This window comes from Aquimarina sp. AD10 (assembly GCF_003443715.1).
GTDB classification, from domain to species: Bacteria; Bacteroidota; Bacteroidia; order Flavobacteriales; family Flavobacteriaceae; genus Aquimarina; species Aquimarina aggregata.
The window spans coordinates 302,010-320,464 of the sequence record NZ_CP031965.1; the positions used below are offsets into that span (position 1 = coordinate 302,010).

14 protein-coding genes are annotated in these 18,455 nt (G+C 33.7%); 11 read left to right on the forward strand and 3 right to left on the reverse strand.

All coding sequences use genetic code 11. The annotated features are described in order from the left end of the window. Positions 1–346 precede the first annotated feature (346 nt). The 8 genes from D1816_RS01015 (at position 347) to D1816_RS01050 (ending at position 7,067) form a co-directional block, all read left to right on the forward strand. Positions 347–1,801, forward strand: a complete 1,455-nt coding sequence (locus D1816_RS01015) for an arginine decarboxylase (protein ID WP_118500852.1) — start codon at positions 347–349, stop codon at positions 1,799–1,801. Between the two features lie 25 nt (positions 1,802–1,826). Further along, complete coding sequence (speB, locus tag D1816_RS01020) at positions 1,827–2,774, forward strand: agmatinase (RefSeq protein ID WP_118500853.1); 948 nt, start codon at positions 1,827–1,829, stop codon at positions 2,772–2,774. Then, positions 2,764–3,738 carry a deoxyhypusine synthase family protein gene (locus tag D1816_RS01025; RefSeq protein ID WP_118506181.1) on the forward strand — a complete coding sequence of 325 codons (975 nt, stop codon included), beginning with the start codon at positions 2,764–2,766 and terminating at the stop codon, positions 3,736–3,738. Before speB ends, D1816_RS01025 begins: the two co-directional genes overlap by 11 nt. A gap of 5 nt (positions 3,739–3,743) precedes the next feature. Further along, complete coding sequence (locus tag D1816_RS01030) at positions 3,744–4,037, forward strand: hypothetical protein (protein WP_162900329.1); 294 nt, start codon at positions 3,744–3,746, stop codon at positions 4,035–4,037. A gap of 18 nt (positions 4,038–4,055) precedes the next feature. Then, on the forward strand, positions 4,056–4,472 hold the full coding sequence (locus D1816_RS01035; RefSeq protein WP_066311938.1) for a VOC family protein: 417 nt from the start codon (positions 4,056–4,058) through the stop codon (positions 4,470–4,472). A gap of 157 nt (positions 4,473–4,629) precedes the next feature. Then, positions 4,630–6,018: a 30S ribosomal protein S6--L-glutamate ligase gene (gene rimK / locus D1816_RS01040; protein ID WP_233565298.1), complete on the forward strand. Its 1,389-nt coding sequence runs from the start codon at positions 4,630–4,632 to the stop codon at positions 6,016–6,018. Next, positions 6,015–6,602, forward strand: coding sequence for an SET domain-containing protein (locus D1816_RS01045; protein WP_066311936.1), 588 nt, complete (start codon positions 6,015–6,017; stop codon positions 6,600–6,602). Before rimK ends, D1816_RS01045 begins: the two co-directional genes overlap by 4 nt. Before the next feature lie 210 nt (positions 6,603–6,812). Then, a complete protein-coding gene (locus D1816_RS01050; RefSeq protein WP_066311934.1) occupies positions 6,813–7,067 on the forward strand; it encodes a hypothetical protein in 255 nt (84 codons plus the stop codon). A gap of 43 nt (positions 7,068–7,110) precedes the next feature. Here D1816_RS01050 and mnmE read toward each other — a convergent pair whose 3' ends face one another. Continuing rightward, entirely contained in the window at positions 7,111–8,502 is a 1,392-nt protein-coding gene (gene mnmE / locus D1816_RS01055) for a tRNA uridine-5-carboxymethylaminomethyl(34) synthesis GTPase MnmE (RefSeq protein ID WP_118500854.1), read from the reverse strand. A 306-nt stretch (positions 8,503–8,808) separates the two neighbouring features. On the opposite strand from mnmE, the gene D1816_RS01060 reads away from it, so the two are divergent. Together D1816_RS01060 and D1816_RS01065 are read left to right on the forward strand one after the other, a co-directional pair. Then, positions 8,809–11,262 (forward strand): trypsin-like peptidase domain-containing protein, encoded by a 2,454-nt coding sequence (locus tag D1816_RS01060; RefSeq protein ID WP_118500855.1) that lies wholly within the window; start codon positions 8,809–8,811, stop codon positions 11,260–11,262. A gap of 157 nt (positions 11,263–11,419) precedes the next feature. Further along, a complete protein-coding gene (locus D1816_RS01065) occupies positions 11,420–11,758 on the forward strand; it encodes a DUF4870 domain-containing protein (RefSeq protein ID WP_118500856.1) in 339 nt (112 codons plus the stop codon). A gap of 71 nt (positions 11,759–11,829) precedes the next feature. Here the strand turns inward: D1816_RS01065 and D1816_RS01070 are convergent, their stop codons facing one another. Both D1816_RS01070 and D1816_RS01075 read right to left on the reverse strand, forming a co-directional pair. After that, a complete protein-coding gene (locus D1816_RS01070; protein WP_118500857.1) occupies positions 11,830–13,086 on the reverse strand; it encodes an ammonium transporter in 1,257 nt (418 codons plus the stop codon). Between the two features lie 58 nt (positions 13,087–13,144). Continuing rightward, the gene (locus D1816_RS01075; RefSeq protein WP_066311920.1) at positions 13,145–13,483 is read right to left on the reverse strand and encodes a P-II family nitrogen regulator; all 339 of its coding nucleotides are present in this window, start codon (positions 13,481–13,483) and stop codon (positions 13,145–13,147) included. A 469-nt stretch (positions 13,484–13,952) separates the two neighbouring features. Here D1816_RS01075 and gltB point away from each other — a divergent pair, with 469 nt between their 5' ends. After that, positions 13,953–18,452 (forward strand): glutamate synthase large subunit, encoded by a 4,500-nt coding sequence (gene gltB / locus D1816_RS01080; RefSeq protein WP_066311918.1) that lies wholly within the window; start codon positions 13,953–13,955, stop codon positions 18,450–18,452. Positions 18,453–18,455: the final 3 nt, after the last annotated feature.

Here is an 18,455-nt window from a genome sequence, read left to right on the forward strand (position 1 = left end):
CCACTAAGGACGCATTGCCTACATAAATGAAAACGTTTTTCAGATTCGGGCTTAGGAGCATAAAGAAGTCTACTCCAAAAGCTGCCTCAGGGATGAGGAACCGAATTCTCAGGCTGACTTCCAAAAAGTATACAATTGCACTTCAATTTTTTGAACGAATGTCATTCGTTCCCTATACTATTTCCATTATTCGAATATGAAATAATTTATGTAAATGATTTAACCATTTATTTTATCTATTTCTGATTTTTTAAATCCCTTATAATGGAATGATCTATTGATCGCAGGACTACTCTGGTCCGTGCATGCAATGGTGATTTTTATCTGCAAAACAAAAATAAAACAGATGAAAACAAAATACATCGATCTTATCGACCAAACCTTTCATTTTCCTCAAGAAGAGTTTAAACTAGAGGATAATCAATTACAGTTTCATGGTATTAATCTTATGGAGCTGATTGCTCAATATGGAGCACCTCTAAAATTCACCTATCTACCAAAAATATCTGAAAACATTAACCGAGCAAAATACTGGTTCAAGAGTGCCATTAAAGCGAATAATTATGCTGGTGATTATAGCTATTGTTATTGTACTAAAAGTTCTCACTTTCGACACGTGTTAAACGAAGCGTTAAAAAATGATATTCATATAGAAACATCTTCGGCTTTTGATATTGATATCGTAGAAAACTTAAAGACCCAAGGCAAAATCAGTAGTAATGCATACGTGATCTGCAATGGTTTTAAAAGAGACCAGTATATCCAAAACATAGCTCGATTAATTAATAAAGGCCATCGTAATTGTATTCCAATAATTGATAATTATGAGGAGTTAGATTTATTAAGCAACGTAATCAATGAAGACTTTCAAGTAGGGATCCGCATTGCCTCAGAAGAGGAACCAAAGTTTGAGTTTTATACTTCTAGGTTAGGAATAGGGTATCGAAATATTGTGTCTTTTTATAATAACCAAATCAAGAATAACCCGAAAGTGAAATTAAAAATGCTTCACTTTTTTATTAATACAGGTATTCGTGATACCGCTTACTATTGGAATGAATTATTAAAATGTTTAAAGGTTTATATAAGTCTTAAGAAAATATGCCCGTCGCTGGATAGCTTAAATATTGGGGGTGGATTCCCCATAAAAAATTCTTTGGCATTTGATTATGATTATCAGTATATGATTAATGAAATCGTAAATCAAATTCAGATTGCCTGTGAAGAAGCACGAGTAGATGTTCCTAATATCTTTACAGAGTTTGGAAGTTTTACAGTTGGCGAAAGTGGTGGTGCTATTTATGAAGTACTATATCAAAAACAGCAAAATGATCGTGAAAAATGGAATATGATCAATTCGTCCTTTATCACAACAATTCCAGATACTTGGGCAATAAATAAGCGTTTTGTAATGCTTCCTGTAAATAGATGGCAAGAGGAGTATGAACGAGTGTTACTCGGAGGATTAACCTGTGATAGTGATGATTATTATAACTCCGAACAACATATGAATGCCATTTATCTACCTAAATATAAAAAAGATAAACCGTTGTATATCGGGTTTTTCAATACTGGAGCATATCAAGAAACTATTGGTGGTTTTGGTGGATTACAACATTGCTTGATCCCACAACCTAAACATATTTTGATAGATCGTGACGAGAATGGAAATTTAACTACAGAAGTTTTTGCACCGCAACAAACTTCAGAACAATTATTATCCATTCTTGGATATCAAAAAATAACAAAAGAAGAAGTTGTAGAATATTCACAAAAAGAAACATTTATAAATCCTAATTAATTTATTAAATCCAAACATTGTTAAAATGGAAACTCAGAAAACATATGCCGGAATTCCAGAACGATTTGCTGGCTATGACAAATCAAAAGTAGTATTAATACCTGTTCCGTATGATGGAACTAGCACTTGGGGGAAAGGAGCAGACAAAGGCCCTGAAGCATTTTTACATGCTTCAGAGAATATGGAGTTATATGATATAGAAACCAATAGCGAAGTATATAAGCAAGGTATTTACCTTACAGAAGCTGTTAATGAAAATGATTCTCCAGAAGCTATGGTTACAAGCGTACATGCTATTGTCAAGTCTAATATAAAACGTAACAAATTTGTGACTCTGGTAGGAGGGGAACATTCCATTTCTATAGGAGCTATACGTGCTTTTGATGAGTGTTTTAAGGATTTAACAGTAGTGCAAATAGATGCCCATGCGGATCTAAGAAAAGAATATGAAGGTTCTAAGTACAATCATGCTTGTGCGTTATATGAAGCTAATCAAAATACCAACCTTGTTCAAGTAGGTGTTCGGAGTATGGATGCTTCAGAAAATTTAGTAATGAATAAAGACCAAGTGTTTTTTGCTCATGAAATGGCAACAGATGATTATTGGATGGATAATGCTATCGAGCTAATGACAGATAATGTCTATATCACTTTTGATCTGGATGCTTTAGATCCTTCTGTTTTACCTTCAACAGGAACCCCAGAACCTGGCGGGTTGTTATGGTATGAAACCCTTGAATTTCTTAAGAAAATATTTGAAGAGAAAAATGTAGTAGGATTTGATATCGTAGAATTATGTCCAAATAAAGATGATAAATCCTCAGATTTTGCTGCAGCCAAATTATATTATAAAATGTTGAGTTACAAATTTGAAGAACAAGATGTTGATGATGAGAATGAAAATTTATTTGTTCTTAAAGGAAATGATAAAAATAACTCCCTAAAATTTACAGATGATGAATATGAAGGATAAAGGAGCTATATCTCAATTTTTAGAAAAGTATTACCTACATTTTAATGCAGCTTCCGTAGTAGATGCTGCCAAAGCATATGAAACCCAAATAGAAAAGGATTCAAAAATGCTGGTATCTCTTGCTGGAGCGATGAGTACTGCCGAATTGGGAAAAATTTTTGCAGAAATGATTCGTAAGAAGAAAGTGCATATTGTTTCATGTACAGGAGCTAACCTCGAAGAGGATATTATGAATCTGGTGGCGCATAGCCATTATAAAAGAGTGCCAAATTATCGAGATTTAACACCACAACAGGAGTGGGGTTTATTAGAGCAAGGATTAAATCGTGTAACCGATACTTGTATACCAGAAGAAGAAGCTTTTAGAAGATTACAAGAACATATTTTTAAGATTTGGAAAGATGCTGAAGAAGCGGGAGAGCGATATTTTCCACATGAATTTATGTATAAGATGTTATTGTCTGGAGTTTTAGAACAATACTACGAGATAGATATTCAAGATAGTTGGATGTATGCTGCTGCAAAAGCAAATTTACCATTGGTAGTTCCAGGATGGGAAGATAGTACAATGGGTAACATTTTTGCTAGCTATGTAGTGAAAGGAGAACTCAAAGCAAGTACAATGAAATCCGGTATAGAGTATATGACCTTTCTTGCAGACTGGTATACCAAAAACTCTAAGGATGGAATAGGTTTTTTCCAAATTGGAGGCGGTATTGCAGGAGATTTTCCTATTTGTGTCGTACCAATGTTATATCAAGATTTAGAAAGGACAGATACCCCGTTCTGGAATTATTTCTGTCAGATAAGTGACTCAACCACAAGCTATGGATCTTACAGCGGAGCAGTACCTAATGAAAAAATCACTTGGGGTAAACTGGATGTAGATACTCCAAAGTTTATCATAGAAAGTGATGCAACCATTGTGGCACCATTAATATTTGCCTATTTATTAGATATGTAAACAAAATGAAAACAGAACGAAACGCAAATTTGAAAAGAGTAATTGTTGATTATAAAAAATTAAACAATACTATTTTAGATCTATTGGTAAACGAATATCCTGATGGATATGATGATCAAAATATCATTACGTTTAGAAATGCACAAAACGAAATCGTAGAATGTGTAGAAGTAAAAACAGAAGATACCCTGTACTTGGTTAAAGTTAGTAAACGCCTGGTTAGTGCAATGGAAAGCCATGAAGATGAAAATGACCAAGGTGAAGAAACTGATTTACCAGAGGAACCAAAAATGGAATAATCGTAAAACTTTAGAATAATGAAAAATGCAGAATTTCATTTGGCCCTTCCCTGTGAGGATATAGAAAAAACAAAAGATTTCTATACCTATAAACTAGGTGCTAAATTAGGAAGATCTACAGATGGTTGGATAGATATCAATTTGTACGGAAATCAGATCACTTTTACCAAAGTGGGAGATTTTAACTTTGATTTCAAAAATTACCGTTTGGGAGATCATGTATTACCTTCTTTTCACTTTGGCGTGATCATAGATATCCATAGTTGGGGTAAATTGTATTCTAGACTCTTCTCCATGGATCTTGATGTAACTACCGAAGTAACGTTTTTTGAAAAGAAGGTTGGAGAGCACCTTTCCTTTTTTGTGAAAGATCCCAACGGATATATGGTAGAGTTTAAAAGTTTTAAAGACCACAGAGAAATATTTACTGTGTAATAAAAATAAATACAGAAGCATACGCGGTACAAATTGCTGATGCAATTTTTATAAAGGATTATAGAAAAGAACTTTGAGTCAAAATTACTATACCAAGATACTGATGAACTCTTTTACGAGAGCTCTCAGGAACTAAATATATAAGAAAACAAATCAAGTGGTAAAAACTTTAATATATAACGACCTAAAAATAATAGGAAGTGAAGAATGGTGTGTATTCGGAGAGTTTGGAATACCCGCAATAAAGGCACGTGTGGATTCTGGAGCAAAAACCTCTTCTATACAAGCAAATAATATTAAACTTATTCATAAAGGAACCGAAGAATGGGTACGTTTTGAGGTAAACCCTATTCAGGATAATAGAAGTATCGTGATTCGATGTGAAACTAAAATACACGATAAACGTATAGTAAAAAGTTCATCAGGTATTTCCGAGCAGCGTTTTGTAATCAAAACACCTGTGAATCTGGGTGATACAACCTTTGATATTGAACTTACACTTGCGAATCGTGACGCAATGGAATTTAGAATGTTATTAGGACGTGAAGCCCTTATGAATAGATACATTGTAAACCCATCTATTAGTTTTGCACAGCAAAATTTTACAAATGAAGAAATTCTAACAAAGTATAGACCCTTTTTTAAAGAAAAATCAGGACTAAAGATTGCATTACTGGCTAGCAATCCAGAATTGTACAGTAATAAACGTATCGTTGAAGCAGGTATAGCCAAAGGTCACGAAATGGTATTTCTAAATGTAGAGCAAGCTTATATGAAATTAGATGCTACAGAACCTGAAATACGGTACCGCGGAGGGAACATCATTGATGAGTTTGATGCTATTATTCCTAGGATACGACCCTCAATGACATTTTATGCGTGCGCCTTAATAAGACAATTTGATTCTATGGGAGCCTTTTGCTTGAATACAGCAGAAGCGATTACCCAATCCAGAGATAAACTATTGGCAACCCAGCTTTTTGCCAAACATGATATCCATATTCCAATAACTGGATTTGCAAAATCGCCTTTAGATACAAAAGATTTAATAAAAATGGTAAATGGTGCTCCATTAATAATTAAACTTTTAGAAAGTACTCAAGGAAAAGGAGTTGTACTGGCAGAAACAAATAAGGCTGCAGAAAGTGTTATTAACGCTTTTAAAAGTGTACAAACTAATATTCTTGTACAGGAATTTATAAAAGAAGCTAATGGACAGGACATTCGATGTTTTGTGGTAAACGGAAAAGTAGTAGCATCCATGCAAAGACAAGCTGCAAAAGGAGAATTTAGAGCTAATATTCATCAAGGTGGATCGGCCTCTAAAATCAAAATAACTACCGAAGAGCGTAAACTAGCGATTAAGGCGGCTAAGATTTTGAATCTTCCAGTAGCTGGTGTTGACATTATTCGATCCAATAAAGGACCCTTATTATTAGAAGTGAATTCATCACCAGGACTAGAAGGAATAGAAAATGCTACCGGATTGGATATAGCTAATATTATGATTGAAGCTATCGAAAAGAAATTAAAATTTAAACGATGATACACCCCGATACAGAAATACGGTTTATAAGCAATGAAATTGGTTACGGTGTAGTTGCTAAAAAAATAATTCCCATTGGAACGATTACTTGGATATTAGATAAGTTTGATCGTGAGTTCACTCCAGATCAATATGAAGTATTAGAACCTGTATATAAGAATATTTTAGAAACTTACGCCTATAAAAATAATTTGGGGAATCAGGTGTTATGTTGGGATAATGGACGCTTTGTAAATCATAGCTTTAATGCCAATTGTCTCACTACAGCTTATAATTTTGAACTAGCTATTCGGGATATTCATCCTGGAGAACAATTAACAGATGATTATGGCTATTTAAATATTGATAATCCTTTTAGAGGTATCGACGAAGGAACAAAAAGAAAAATTGTGTATCCTGATGACTTATTAAGATATCATAAGTCTTGGGATAAAAAATTACTAAAAGCTTTTAAGTACATATCAAAAGTAAAGCAACCATTAATTGGGTTACTAGATGAAGAACTATGGCAATTAGCAGTACAAATTAGTAAGGGAGAAAAAGAAATGGACTCTATTTTAAAAAATTACTATTACAAAATATAAGAGTTAGAAAACAAATCAATATGGTTCTTTAATGTAATTTTTTTTGTGTAGTGATTATACAAAACCATTTTTGCTTGCTGAACCACATAAGTTGAGAAAAATCGAGTGGGTGTATTGGAAAGATACCGTAAAATTTACGGGAAAATCAGATAAAAAAGTAGTGAAATCTTTATTTAAACCTTGTAAACTGAATTACGAAAATTAACAAACATGAATGGCTCAATTATTAATCAAAATGTAGAGTCTGGAGTATTTAAGAAATACTATGACGGATACTATCAATTTGTAATGGATAACGAAGAGATTATCGTATTTGAGGAAGTATCTCCTAATGTTATTAGAAAATTCGATCTTAAATCAGATAGGTTTAAGGACAAGAGTTTTGAAATTACTTATTCAGAATATATCGAAGATGATGATGAAGATCTTGTATCCTTCAGAATTGAGAAATTAAAACTTATCTAAAGGAAGTAAAACACAAGGAAAACAAAAACCTGCTAAAAGAAACCTATTTTCCAATACAGAAATTAGCAAAGATGTTGCCTAGTAAATCATCACTCGTAATTTCACCAGTAATTTCACCAAAGTGATATAGGGCTTGTCTAATATCGATAGCCATTAGGTCTCCTGATAATCCAGAGTCTAAGCCATATTGTACTTTTTGAATTTCTTCTAAGGCCTTTAGTAAGGCGTCATAATGTCGAGTATTCGTTACTATCGTATCATTATTGCGTAAAGCACCAGTATTTACAAATTCTAAGAGTTTGTTTTGTAAGTCATCAATTCCTATATTTTTCTTAGCAGAGAGTAAATGAATATTTTCAATTTCGGTAGTTAATACATTAATTTGAGAATCATTTAATTTGTCTACTTTATTGGCAACAATAATCAAAGGTTTTTGCGGGTGTTGATTTTTAATTTTACCAATTTCAGTTTTTATTTCTAGTAAACTTTCTGTAGTCAGGTTATAACTATCTATTAAATAAATAACTACTTGAGCCTGTTCAATTTTCTCAAAAGTTTTTTTGATACCAATCGATTCAACTACATCTTTAGTGTCTCTAATCCCAGCAGTATCTATAAATCTAAATCCAATACCGCCGATATTGATTTCATCTTCTATAGTATCACGTGTTGTTCCTGCAATATCAGAAACAATAGCGCGCTCTTCATTAAGTAAAGCATTTAGCAAAGTAGATTTACCAACATTAGGTTCTCCAACAATAGCTACTGGTATTCCGTTTTTGATAACATTTCCAACGGCAAAAGAATCGATAAGACGTTTTAATACATCTATAATTCTTGAAATTAAATTTTTGAATTGAGTTCGATCTGCAAATTCAACATCTTCTTCGGCAAAATCAAGTTCTAATTCTATAAGTGAAGCAAAATTGAGTAATTCTTCTCGCAGTTTTTGGATTTCATTAGAAAATCCACCTCGCATTTGTTGCATTGCAATTTGGTGTGAAGCTTCAGAGTCTGATGCGATAAGATCGGCTACAGCCTCGGCTTGAGATAAGTCTAATTTGCCATTAATAAAAGAACGTAAAGTAAATTCTCCCGCATTGGCCATTCTGCATCCTTTACGAAGTAAAAGTTGAATAATTTCCTGTTGTATATAAGTAGAACCATGACATGAAATTTCTATAGTAGGTTCTCCCGTATATGAACTAGTTCCTTTAAAAATAGATACTAATACCTCGTCTAATATTCTGTTTCCATCAATAATATGTCCAAGATGAATTGTGTGACTTTTTTGAACACTGAGATCTTTATCATGAATGGATTTAAATAGGGGAGCGCATATAGTAATAGCATCTTTACCAGAAATTCGGATTACGGCAATTGCTCCAGCTCCAGAAGGTGTAGCTAATGCTACTATAGTATCTTGTGTGATCATTTTTTATGCAATGAAGTGCAAAAATAGACATTAATATAATTACTATAAATTTTGGAAGATATCTTTTTTTGAAGAGTTGTTTTTCTTTCTTATATTGTAACTCAATTGCAATAGTGTGCACTGCATTACTATCTTTCATATCATCTGGAAGAAAAAAAATAAGAGAAAAATTTTCCTTTCTATCTGATTAAAATATTGGATAATTAGTTCGTAATATGGAATACAAGATAGTTGTAACAAAAGTTATGACCATTTAATTAACTAACGAATTTAATGTCTTAACCAATAAATTTTAATCTTATTCGTATGAATTTTTACAACACAAACTCAAAAAACTTAACAAAATTTAAGGGCCGTTATTCCTTTCGAAGATTTGGAGTACTTATGCTCATGGCTTTCATGTGTTTACCATTACTTAATTGGGGGCAAACAGGAGGCTTGCCTCAGCATATTAAAGCTTCAAGCTTAACATTGAGAGCAGGAGATAACATTGGAAAAAGTAGTGCTCAGGTTATAACCAAAACCATTTCAGAGAAAGATGCAATTTGGCTACGTTTATTCTTTAAAGATGTTAATTTAGGTGTAAATAGTACCTTGACTATTACTTCCAAACTTGATGGTGCAAAACAGATACTAACTACCGCTAATATTAAAGATTGGAAAAACTCTAGTGCCTACTTTAACGGGGATAGTGTTATTTTAGAATTGTCAATTGCTCCAGGTGAAACCGCTATTGGGTTAGATGTTATGGAACTAGCAGTTGGAGACCCTTCTCTTCAGATTAAATCTCAATGTGGATCAGTAGATGATAGAGTAGATTCAAACGATGCAGCAATTGGAAGAATAGTTCCAATTGGGTGTACTGGGTGGATTATCACCAATGGTAAATTAGTAACTGCAGGACATTGCGTAAGTAGCAGGGCAGAGATTATAGAGTTTAATGTGCCTAAATCTAATCCTGACCGAACTATCGTACATCCTGGACCAGAAGATCAATATCCAATAGGAAATTTTGTGACTCCTTATACAAATCAACCAAGTCAAGCAAATGACTGGGCAGTTTTTACAGCAAGCGCAAATTCTTTAACAGGCCAAACACCTATTCAAGCACAAGGTAAATCGTTTAATGTAGTGCAAAGCGCACCAGGGAACAATATCACAATAACAGGTTTTGGTACAGATACTGGTATTGATAATCAAACACAACAAATCCATACCGGACCTCTTAGTTCAGTTACAAATACTTTTGTGCGATATAGAACAGATACAACAGGAGGAAACTCTGGTAGCCCTATAATTGATACCGCTACAGGAAATGCCATTGGAGTTCATGCCTATGGAGGATGTACAGGATCAGGAGGTTCTAATTCTGGAGAAAGAGCGACTATTCCTGCATTTTGGGATGCTATGGGGCTTGATGGAGGAGGTAATCCACCAACAGATGAGTGTACCGGTGATGTTTCTTCTTTTCCTTTTAGTGAAAGTTTTGAAAGTAATCTTGGTCAATGGAAACAAGCTACTTCGGGAGATGATATTAACTGGACAAGAAACTCTGGGGGGACACCTTCTAATGGTACAGGTCCAAGTGCAGCTAATGATGGTTCAACTTATCTTTATGTAGAAGCTTCTGGAAACGGAACAGGTTATCCTAATAAGCGTGCAATTTTAAACTCACCGTGTTTAGATTTTGGAAGTTTAACGTCACCAAAATTAACATTTCAATATCACATGGTTGGTAGTGCAATAGAAAGTCTTGCTGTAGAAGCAAGAACGAATAATACAGGAAATTGGGTATCTGTATTTAATAGAACGGGAGCGCAAGGTTCGGATTGGAATGCTGCAGATGTAGATCTTTCTTCTTATGCAGGTGAAGCAAGCGTGCAATTACGATTTAATGCAGTAACTGGTGATGGTGGACAAGGCTGGCAAAGTGATATCGCTATAGATGCCGTTGCTATTCAAAACGGAACAGGAAATCCAGATCCAAGTTGTCCAACGTTAAACTTTAACGATTTCCAAATTAATGCGTATGCTAATCAGGATTCTTCAGGTAATAATTCATCAGTTGTAAGTGGTGGTTCGGGATTGTCATTATCAAATAACACTTGGAAATATATAACACTTAATTATAACGTGACAGCAAATACAGTACTTGAATTTGATTTTAGTAGTAGTGCTGAAGGAGAGATTCATGCCGTTGGTTTTGATGATGACAATGCATTAACAGCAAATCGTTATTTCAAAGTACATGGTACTCAGAATTATGGAGTAACAAATTATGATGATTATACAAGTGGTACAAAGAAATATACAATTCCTGTTGGTAATTTTTATACTGGTAATATGAATCAGTTAGTTTTTATTAATGATAATGATGCAGGTTCTGGTAATACTTCTATATTTTCAAATGTGAAAATTTATGAGGGTTCTTGTGGACAATCGGCTACAGCTGAAAGTTTAATTTCGGCATTAGAGTCTGTAACACCAATATTAGGAGATGAAAGCGAAAATAGTTTATTTAATACAAGAATTCACCCTAACCCTGCAAAATCTAGATTTTCAATTTATATTAATGATTACGTAAAAGGTAATATTAACGCGACTTTTTATAGTGTTCTTGGAAGAAAAGTGGGGCAAAAAGAACTTAAGCCCGGTGTTAATATAGTATCAGCGCAAAGTTTATCATTAGGAAAAGGTATTTATTTGATTAGAATAGATAGTGAGGATGGATTATCTACTCAAAAATTAATAATAAATTAAAAAATAAACAAAAGACATTAGATTATTAAAGATACATCCTAAATTAATTTTTAGGATGTATTTTTTTATGCTGTAACAAAATATAGATTCTTTCGTCATATAGATATATGCTAATAATATTAGCAATTCATCAATCAATCAAAAACGTATAGAAATTATGAGACAGGACAAATCAGTATTGGTTATTACCCATTTATCACAGTTATTAGATATTGTAACAGGCTTTGGAGGATTTATTGTTCCTTTACTACTGTGGCTAACGCAAAGAGAAAAAGTGTTAGCTATGGATGAGCATGGTAAATCTATTATGAATTTTCAGATTAGTATGTTTATTTATGCTATAGTATGTGTGCCTTTAATATTATTGTTTGGCGTTGGTATATTAGGATTGATGCTTATCGCTTTGTTATGTTTTGTTTTTCCAATACTTAATGCAATTAAAGCCAGTAATGGAGAACCACCATCATACCCTTTATCATTACAGATCATCAAATAAAACTAAACCGGGAGATCAACGATCTCCCGGTTTTATACAATATCTACTAAAACTAAATTTTATACTTTAGTCTAATGTTGATTAATTCTAAAATCTGGATAAGCATCCATACCGTGCTCATGGCCATCTAAACCATCGATTTCTTCTTTTTCAGAAACTCTAATGCCAATAGTTTTCTTAAGTGCAAAGATGATGATAAAAGAAGTTGCTACACAAAATACTCCAGCCGATAATACACCTACTCCTTGTATTAAAAATTGATCGAAACCTGCTTTAGCTCCAAAAATACCTACAGCTAAAGTTCCCCATATACCACAAATTAAATGTACTGCTATGGCACCAACAGGATCGTCTAATTTTAATTTATCAATTAAAGCAACACCAAAAACTATAATTGCACCTGCAATTGCACCTATTAAAACAGCATCTGTTGGACTCATTTGGTCAGCCCCAGCTGTTATACCTACTAATCCACCAAGGATTCCATTTAAAAACATAGTAAGGTCATAATTCTTATATAATAAAGTAGATACAAGAAATGCTACTACACCACCTGCCGCAGCGGCTAAAGATGTAGTTACTAAAGTAAGAGATGTACCTGCTGCATCTGCAGAAAGAACAGAACCACCATTAAATCCAAACCATCCTAACCAAAGAATAAGCACTCCTGCTGCTGCTAAAGGTATATTATGTCCAGGAATAGCCTGTGGCTTCCCATCAGAACTAAATTTTCCTATTCTTGATCCTAATAAATATACTGCTACTAAAGCTGCCCATCCTCCTACAGAATGTACTAATGTAGAACCAGCAAAATCATAAAAACCTTCAGTCTCACCAATCTTGAATGTAGATAAAAATCCACCTCCCCATTGCCATGAACCTACAATTGGATATACTAAACCTACATATATAATAGTGAATATCATAAAAGCTCCTAGTTTGATACGTTCTGCAACAGCTCCAGAAACTATTGTTGCTGCTGTAGCGGCAAACATTCCTTGAAATAAGAAATCTGTCCAATAGGTATACCCTTCGTTATACGTAAGATCAAGTGCTCCTTCAGCAGTTAATGGAGAATCTAATCCAAAACCTGCAAAACCTAAAAATCCAGCAGCACCTTCTTCAAAACCTGGGTACATTAAATTAAATCCTACTAAGCAATAGAGTAAAAGACCTACGCAGATAATAAAGACGTTTTTAAATAAGATATTAATTGTGTTTTTTTGACGAGTTAATCCTATTTCTAAAAAAGAAAATCCTAAGTGCATGAAAAAAACTAGTGCTGTACACACCATCATCCATACATTGTTTATAGTTAACATTTCCATTGTTTAAATACTATTAAAGTTATTTTTTGTTTTCAGTTGGGTTAATGATAATAAAGACTTAATTTAAGGTGCCTCCACCTTTTTCTGAAGTACGAATTCTATAAGCTTCATTTACATCCGAAACAAAGATTTTTCCATCACCAACTTCTCCAGTCTTTCCTGCTTCTAGAATAGCAGAAATAGCAGCTTCTTCAAAATCATCATTGACTACTATAGATAAATATCGTCTTTGGATATCTGTTGTGCTGTATGATACTCCTCTGTATACACTTCCCTTTTGTTCGTTTCCTACACCAGTTACATCCCAATATGAAAAGAATGTTATTCCTTTATCGTGAAGAGCTTCTTTTACAACTCGATATTTAGACCTTCTGATGACTGCTTCTATTTTTTTCATATAGAATAAAAGTTAAAATTAATGTTAAATTCAGGTCAAAAATATGTGAAATTATATTTTACATCCAAATTTTATAGGGTAAAGACGTAATTTTTATCATTTTATAATATTTACCCCCTAAAAAATTGGGGGTATGTAATTTTTCTATTTAAAATTGAAGATTTCATACTTGATTAGTAGATGATAAATACGAAAACGTTTTCATTTGAAGTAATTGGTTATCAAAAGGCTATAATTTTGGTGAAACCCTAATTTTATTGAGGTTATTTAACAAAAACCGCGTTATCAAATTCGTAATCAGAGATCATTATTTTGTGATTATTTTATATAAGTGGCACTTTTTTTATGTAGCTCAAAAAAGTGAAGTAGAATGGTTCTGTTTTCTTTTTCATTCCTTAATGATTTGTTAATTTCAAACTCTTGAAACATCAAAATTCAAGAATAGTTCACAATTAGATCGGAAAATATTATGAAGAAACAAGGAATGTATCTACCAGAATTCGAACACGACGCATGTGGTGCTGGATTTATATGTAGTTTAGAAGGGAAAAAATCAAATGACATTATACACAAAGCATTAGAAATTCTTGAAAAACTAGAACATCGTGGTGCAGTAAGTGCAGATGGTAAGACAGGAGATGGAGCAGGTATCCTAATAGACATTCCTCATGATTTTTTTGTAGAAAACTGTGATTTTGATTTGCCTGAGGCGGGAGAGTATGCAGTAAGTAATGTATTCCTTCCTAAAAAAGAAAACCAAAGAAAATTTTGCATCGATACTTTTGAAAAAAATATTGTCGATCAAGGATTAGAGTTATTGGGTTGGAGAGATGTTCCTGTAGACCATATTCATTTGGGAGAGATAGCTGTAACGACAGAACCATTTATTAAACAAATTTTTATTGGTAAATCAAGTGATGAGCAAAGCTATTTTGATTTCAATTTAAAACTATTCACGGCGAGAAAAGTTACAGAACATACTATATATGGTTCTAAACTTTCTGAAAGTAAATTTTTCTATTTACCAAGTTTGTCTACAAAGACTTTAATATTTAAAGGGCTTTTAATGCCAGAGGATATTAAATTATATTATACCGATCTTATGGATCCAAAGGTGGTGACAAGGCTAGCTCTAGTGCATCAGCGATTCTCAACCAATACGTTTCCGACTTGGGATTTAGCACAACCTTTTAGATATATGTGTCATAATGGTGAAATTAATACGTTGCGCGGTAACGTGACAAGAATGAGATCTAGAGAAGAACTCTTAGAGAGCGATTGGTTTGGAGAGGATATTAAAAACATATTACCTGTAGTGTTAAAAGGTAAATCAGATTCTGCTTCTATGGATATGGTCGTAGAATTGTTGTTAATGACAGGAAGATCGCTACCAGAAGTTATGATGATGATGGTTCCAGAAGCTTGGGAAAAAAACCCAGACATGTCTGAAGCAAAAAAAGCTTTCTACGAATACAACTCTTGTGCTATGGAACCATGGGATGGTCCAGCTTCTATTCCTTTTACAGATGGAAATTATATAGGAGCCGTACTAGATAGAAATGGGTTACGACCTTCTAGATATAGTGTTACTAAAAATGGATATGTGATCATGTCTTCAGAAACTGGAGTTGTAGATCTTGAACCTAGTAATATAGAATATCACGGTAGATTAGAACCAGGAAAAATGTTCTTGGTTGATATGAGTGAAGGGCGAATTATTAACGATGAAGAAATTAAAGAAAAAATTGCTTCTAAACATCCATACAGAGAATGGCTAGATAATAATTTAGTTCATTTAAAAGATATTCCGTATAACGATTGCCCATTGTTTTTAGGTGAAGAAACAGTAACAAAACGTAAAGCTGTTTTTGGTTATACGCAAGAAGATATAGATACAATTATTGCCCCAATGGGACAATTAGGTAAAGAACCAATAGGATCGATGGGATCTGATACGCCTATAGCGGTTCTTTCTGAGCGTCCTCAATTAATATATAATTACTTCAAACAATTATTTGCTCAAGTTACTAACCCTCCATTAGATGGTATTCGTGAAGAGTTAATTACAGATATAAGTTTAACATTAGGAGCTGATCATAATATTTTTGATATTAATGAAAAACATTGTAATAAATTAAAAATTCAAAATCCTGTAATCTCTAAGGAAGATCTTGATAAAATAAAGACATATACAGATAAAGGATTTAAAGTTAGTTCTATTCCTATACTTTATAATGTAAACAGAGGGTTAAATGGTCTTGAAGATGCATTAGAAACTTTACTTCACAATGTGTCTGATGCTATCGATAAGGGGACTAATGTAGTTATACTGTCTGATAGAAATGTAAGTAAGCATAGAGGACCGATTCCTGCATTATTGGCATGTTCATATGTAAACAGTGGATTGCAAAAACTAGGAAAACGTTCTAGAGTAAGTATTATCATAGAATCTGCAGAACCAAGAGAGGTTCATCACTTTGCTTTATTGTTTGGATACGGAGCTAGCGCAATAAATCCTTATATGGTAAATGAAATTATTGGGGAAGAGATCCAAGAAAATAATATCACAGGGATAACGGTCGACGAAGCTATTAAAAATTATAATAAAGCCGTTGGTAAAGGTGTGCTTAAGGTGATGAATAAGATTGGGATTTCTACCTTAAATTCATATAGAAGTTCACAGCTTTTTGAATGTATAGGGATTAATACCAAAGTTGTGGATCAATACTTTCCCAATACAGCAACACGAATTGAAGGTATTGGATTATATGAATTAGAGAAAGAGATTGCTAAACGTCATAAAAAAGCATACGTAGAGCAAGAAGTAGCAGCAGATTTAGAATTAGAAATAGGAGGACAGTATCGCTGGAGACGTAATGGAGAAAAGCATCAATTTAATCCATTGTCAGTTGCAAAATTGCAAAAGTCAGTTCGAGATAATGACCCTAATACATATAAAGAATATGCCGAATTGATTAATGAACAATCAAAGAGTTTAATGACAATTCGTGGATTGTTAGAATTTTCTAACTATGATCCAATTTCAATTGATGAGGTAGAACCGTGGACAGAGATTGTAAAACGTTTTAAAACAGGAGCAATGTCTTATGGGTCCATTAGTAAAGAAGCTCATGAAAATCTAGCTGTTGCTATGAATCGTATTGGTGGTAAAAGTAACTCTGGAGAAGGAGGGGAGAATCCACTTCGTTTTTATAAAGATGTAAATGGAGATTGGAAAAATAGTGCAATAAAACAAGTTGCTTCGGGACGATTTGGAGTGTCTTCAAATTATTTAACCAGTGCTGCCGAAATACAAATAAAAATGGCACAAGGGGCTAAACCTGGAGAAGGGGGGCAGTTGCCAGGACCAAAAGTAAACCCAGAAATAGCAAAGACAAGAAACTCTACTCCATATGTAGGATTGATTTCGCCACCGCCACATCATGATATTTATTCAATTGAAGATTTATCACAATTAATATATGATTTAAAATCCGCTAACAGAGATGCTAGAATCAATGTAAAACTTGTTTCAGAAGTGGGTGTGGGAACTGTTGCTGCTGGTGTGGCAAAAGCAAAAGCAGATGTGGTATTAATTTCTGGTTTTGATGGAGGTACAGGAGCATCCCCATTAACTTCATTAAAACATGCAGGACTGCCATGGGAGTTAGGAATTGCAGAAGCACAACAAACTTTGGTGGGTAATAATCTACGTAGTCGTATTGTGTTAGAGTGTGATGGGCAGTTAAAAACAGGAAGAGATGTTGCTGTAGCTTGTCTATTAGGAGCAGAAGAATTCGGTTTTGCCACTGCACCTTTAGTGGCTTCAGGTTGTGTAATGATGCGGGTATGTCATTTAAATACATGTCCGGTAGGTATTGCTACGCAAAACCCTGAACTACGTAAGAAATTCAAAGGTAAACCAGAACACGTGGTAAACTACATGTATTTTGTCGCTCAAGAATTACGTGAGATTATGGCACAATTAGGATTTAGAACTGTTGATGAGATGGTGGGGCAAGTAAATAAATTAGATCATAATAAAGCTATTGCACATTATAAAGCTGCAGGTATCGATCTTACACCTATTTTACACCAAGTAGAAGCGCCAGAAGGTGTAGCTATTTATAATACAGAAACACAAGATCATGGACTTGGAAAATCAATAGATTTTGAAATTATAGAACAAGCGCATCCTGCATTGTTTAGAAAAGAAAAAACAACAATAGATTTCGATATCTGCAATACTGATAGAGCAGTAGGAGCTATTTTAAGTAATGAAATTTCAAAAATATATGGAGCCCAGGGATTACCAGATAATACATTGAAATTAAACTTTACAGGGGCAGCCGGACAAAGTTTTGGAGCATTTGCAACAAAAGGATTAACTATGGTTGTAAATGGTAACACCAACGATTACTTAGGAAAAGGACTTTCTGGAGCAAAATTAATAATTAAAGTTCCGGAAGAAGCTACTATTATTCCAGAAGAAAATGTAATTACTGGTAATGTTACTCTTTATGGTGCTACTGCCGGCGAAGTATATATTAATGGTAAAGCGGGAGAACGTTTTTGTGTACGTAACTCTGGAGCTAAAGCAGTTGTAGAAGGAATAGGAGACCATGGTTGTGAATATATGACAGGTGGAGTTGCAGTTATATTGGGAGAAGTTGGTAGAAATTTTGGAGCAGGTATGTCAGGAGGGATAGCATATATCTACGATGATAAAAAGACCTTTGAAGCACATTGCAATAAGGAAGCCTTAAATCTTGATCCTGTTGTTGAACAACAAGATATTGAAGAGCTAAAAACACTAATAGAGAATCATTATAATGCTACATTAAGTCCATTAGCGCAACGAATTCTTGAAAATTGGGAAAAAGAAGTGTCAAAATTCATAAAAATATTCCCAGAAGAATATAAGCAAGCACTAAAGAGATTAGAAGAAGAAAAATTAGCACAAGCATAAACG

Coding starts and splice junctions, on each gene's coding strand:
- D1816_RS01015 (WP_118500852.1), top strand. CDS start 347: ATGAAAACAAAATACATCGATCTTATCGACCAAACCTTTCATTTTCCT.
- speB (WP_118500853.1), top strand. CDS start 1,827: ATGGAAACTCAGAAAACATATGCCGGAATTCCAGAACGATTTGCTGGC.
- D1816_RS01025 (WP_118506181.1), top strand. CDS start 2,764: ATGAAGGATAAAGGAGCTATATCTCAATTTTTAGAAAAGTATTACCTA.
- D1816_RS01030 (WP_162900329.1), top strand. CDS start 3,744: ATGAAAACAGAACGAAACGCAAATTTGAAAAGAGTAATTGTTGATTAT.
- D1816_RS01035 (WP_066311938.1), top strand. CDS start 4,056: ATGAAAAATGCAGAATTTCATTTGGCCCTTCCCTGTGAGGATATAGAA.
- D1816_RS01045 (WP_066311936.1), top strand. CDS start 6,015: ATGATACACCCCGATACAGAAATACGGTTTATAAGCAATGAAATTGGT.
- D1816_RS01050 (WP_066311934.1), top strand. CDS start 6,813: ATGAATGGCTCAATTATTAATCAAAATGTAGAGTCTGGAGTATTTAAG.
- mnmE (WP_118500854.1), bottom strand. CDS start 8,502: ATGATCACACAAGATACTATAGTAGCATTAGCTACACCTTCTGGAGCT.
- D1816_RS01060 (WP_118500855.1), top strand. CDS start 8,809: ATGAATTTTTACAACACAAACTCAAAAAACTTAACAAAATTTAAGGGC.
- D1816_RS01065 (WP_118500856.1), top strand. CDS start 11,420: ATGAGACAGGACAAATCAGTATTGGTTATTACCCATTTATCACAGTTA.
- D1816_RS01070 (WP_118500857.1), bottom strand. CDS start 13,086: ATGGAAATGTTAACTATAAACAATGTATGGATGATGGTGTGTACAGCA.
- D1816_RS01075 (WP_066311920.1), bottom strand. CDS start 13,483: ATGAAAAAAATAGAAGCAGTCATCAGAAGGTCTAAATATCGAGTTGTA.
- gltB (WP_066311918.1), top strand. CDS start 13,953: ATGAAGAAACAAGGAATGTATCTACCAGAATTCGAACACGACGCATGT.